The 3181-nt window shown below is 68.9% G+C and carries 3 protein-coding genes; 1 reads left to right on the top strand and 2 read right to left on the bottom strand.

What is annotated here, in order from left to right; all coding sequences use genetic code 11:
* Window positions 1-498 precede the first annotated feature (498 nt).
* Entirely contained in the window at window positions 499-1236 is a 738-nt protein-coding gene (locus JWR81_RS15135; RefSeq protein WP_297651985.1) for a GAF and ANTAR domain-containing protein, read from the top strand.
* Between the two features lie 459 nt (window positions 1237-1695).
* Here JWR81_RS15135 and JWR81_RS15130 read toward each other — a convergent pair whose 3' ends face one another.
* Together JWR81_RS15130 and JWR81_RS15125 are read right to left on the bottom strand one after the other, a co-directional pair.
* Entirely contained in the window at window positions 1696-2031 is a 336-nt protein-coding gene (locus JWR81_RS15130; protein ID WP_297651981.1) for a hypothetical protein, read from the bottom strand.
* 778 nt (window positions 2032-2809) lie between these two features.
* Window positions 2810-3040: a hypothetical protein gene (locus JWR81_RS15125; protein WP_297651978.1), complete on the bottom strand. Its 231-nt coding sequence runs from the start codon at window positions 3038-3040 to the stop codon at window positions 2810-2812.
* Window positions 3041-3181: the final 141 nt, after the last annotated feature.

Genomic DNA, 3181 nt, shown 5'->3' with positions numbered 1-3181 from the left:
CCCCACCGAGGAGAAGATTCTGTCGGTGGGTGCGCCGCAAAATGTTTCGCCAAGAACGGCGGGGCGGTCTGACCGCGGCGCGAGTACGCCCTCAGTACTTCCACCATCGCACAAGCCAAGCCCGACGGCCAGGACCTCTCCCCGGTCTCGGGGCCCGACGATCGCTTGCCGCCCGAAGAGGCCGGCCCAGGTCCGGAGATCCCACGGCTGAGGCGCGCCAACCGAGGACCGCGCCGGATGGGGGCGGCCGCAGCGGCTGTTGTCTAACCGCTGCGGCCTTGACTCCGCACGTTGCCGGCCACGCGCGAGAGCCCGCCCCCAGTACATCGGATGATCACGACGTCGGCCCGCTGGGGTGGCGTGGGCAACGGGAAGTACTGTTGGCCTGCCCGGCCCTCACGTCCGCCTGCTGGCGGTTGCCGGGTTGGAGGCGTCCGACAGCGTGGCGCGTCGGTCTACGCTGCCCGCAGCCCGATCACCGCGGCTGAAGGGCATCACGTGGACAGCTCCGATTGGCGCCGCGACGTCGGCAACGTCGCGGCCGAGCTGCAGTCGGCCCTGCTGGGAAGCGACAAGGTCGAGGAGTTCCTCGCCGACGTCGCCCGCGCGGCGGCCGGACTCATCGAGGGCGCCCTGGCCTGCGGGGTCACCGTGCAGGCCACCCCTCGCTCACGCATGCTGGGAGCCACGAGTGACCGCTTCGCCGCCCGGATGGACGCCGTCCAGTACGACGTCGACGACGGGCCCTGCCTGAGTGCGCTACGGGCCAGCACCGTCGTGGCCGTCGACGACATCGCCACCGACACCCGATGGCCGGAGTTCAGCCGCCGCGGCCGTCTCGAGGGCGCGGCCGCGTCGCTGTCGGTCCCGCTGCTGGTCACCGGGCGCGCGGTCGGAGCATTGAACCTCTACGCCCGCCAGATCGGCGCGATCGGCCGCACCGACCAGGACCGCGCCCGACGGTTCGCCGACCAAGCCGCCGGCGCGGTGGCACTGGCCGCGCGGCTGGCCGAGTCAGAAGAGACCGCCCGCAACCTGGCCACCGCGCTCCGCTCGCGCAGCACCATCGACCAGGCGATGGGCGCACTCATGACACACGCACACATCAGTGCCGACGAGGCGTTCGACCTTCTACGCCTACGCTCCCAACACACCAACACCAAACTGCGTGACGTCGCGAACGCCGTCCTCACCGAGATCACCGGAATCCGTCCCTCCGGCGCCGACGACGACTGAACGACACCAACCGGCCGCATGCTCGGCAACCGGGGTTCGACTGCCTCGGGCTGCCGGCGCAGCTGTTGAGGCGGTTGCGGCGGATCGATGTCGGGTGGGCCTGGATGGACCAGCCGAGGGAGATGGCCGAGACGGGAGGACGACATGTCCGGCAGACCGCCCGAGCCGGCTGAGGATGACGATCTGAGGCGAGAGCTGGAGCGCTCACCCAGTCGACACGACACACCCCGGGCCGTGTCGCAGCGCCAGAATCAGCCCGAGAGCGGGACGAGCGGGTGGGCAGGCCGGTTGATCGATCGGCTCCTGCACGCAGAGTCTCGCCGACGCGAGCTCGTCGAAGGCCTCGATGGCGACCGCGACAAAGTCCACTGACACCACTGCCGCCGATGCAGAAGCCGGGGCCGCCGAGCAGAGCGAAGCGCAGTTACGCGCGAAGGCCCTGATCGAGACCCCGCTGCCCTACGGTCTGAGGGTGGCGATGATCTTGTTGAGAGTCTGGGGATCGGGGTTGTACCGGGCCAGGTCCTGCCGGAGTTTGGTCAGGTTGCGATCGGTCGTGGGGTAGGGACGGTCCTCGCCGATCCGTCGTGCCCATTGCTCAGGGTCGTCAACGTGGTTGGCGCGCAATGCCGCGGCGATGTCCTTGTCGGACGAGGAGTTGATCGAGATTTTCGACTCCTCCGAGGGCGTTGCGCCCGGGGCTGCAGACAGGGTGGGGGCGGGTACACCGGGCTGATCGGAACCAGACCTCGACTGCGAGCCACTGCTGCATCCCGCGACTGTGATCGCGGCCAAGGCAGCCGCCGTGATCCACCGGGCGGCTCGGGTTGATCGGATCCGCTCCATCTCCCAGGCTACCCGGCCCTGGCGTTGTCATGCGGACCGCGAACCACTTGCGGGATGTCTCCTCCCACGTCCGGTGACTGCGGCACGGCTCGACGCCGCAGTCGCGGGCGAGCTGGTCGTCGTCCCGGGCGCAACGCACTCCTGGCCCTAAAAGGCATACCTGACCTGCCGATCACCCCACTCGGGTTCTCGACGGGCTCGAGCAGCGCAGAGCCTGAGAACACAGCACCTGACGGCGCCGACCATGGGTTCCCGGCCGAGGTGGCGCAGGCGTTGCTCGGCCTGGAGGCATCCGTGTCGAAACCAGTCGCCTGGTGAAGGTCCTCGGCGGATGCGGGACGAGCCGCACGGCGGTGGCGAACTCGACAGGCATCGGCGCCGGGTCCCCGGGTAACTCCTCGGCGCCGGCCAGCTGGTTCCGGGACGCGGGGCGCTCGGCAGGCCGGGGGATCAGGTCGACGAGAACCGGGCAGCAGTCGGTCCTCGGACGGCTCTGCGAGCTGCAACCCGACCTCCCGCACGGCACGACCTCCGTCGGGACCAGTACGAACTCCACATCGTGCCGGTTCCGGGTCCCGCGCCCAGGAGGCGTAGCCGCCGCTCAGTGCGAAGGGCACATCAGCGGCGCAGTTCGGGGCTCACCGCCACCGCAGTGACGGTGAGCCCCGAGAAAGACCGCCTGAGACTTTGCTGTGATCGCGAAACGTCGTCCAGGGACCGAGCGGGGTCAGCCCGAGAGTCGCTGGGCTAGCAACTTCTTTGCCTGCTCACCCCCCTTACGACTCTCTGCCTGAGCGCGACGGAAGAAATCGGCAAGATCGGCGTCGCCCTCGCGCTCGGCATCCTGGATGTAGGTCTCTAGCCTCAGTACATTGCTCAGGCTCGCCTCTGCGAACCAGATGATGTTGTAGTCCTTGTCCTTCGTTCCGGTTACCTGACCGGTCTCCGTACTCGACACGACGCGTCTCCTCGCTTCGAATGTCCCTACTCCTCTGGTGTACCCCGGGATGACCCCGGCCACACGCCGTCCGGCCGACATGAACCGGCCGGTCTTCGTCGGTCATAGCGATCGCCTGCTCGTCTCTGTCGGCGGCGGTCC

Source organism: Pseudonocardia sp., assembly GCF_025965585.1.
Taxonomy (GTDB): domain Bacteria; phylum Actinomycetota; class Actinomycetes; order Mycobacteriales; family Pseudonocardiaceae; genus Pseudonocardia.
This window is presented reverse-complemented; position numbering and strand designations above follow the sequence as displayed.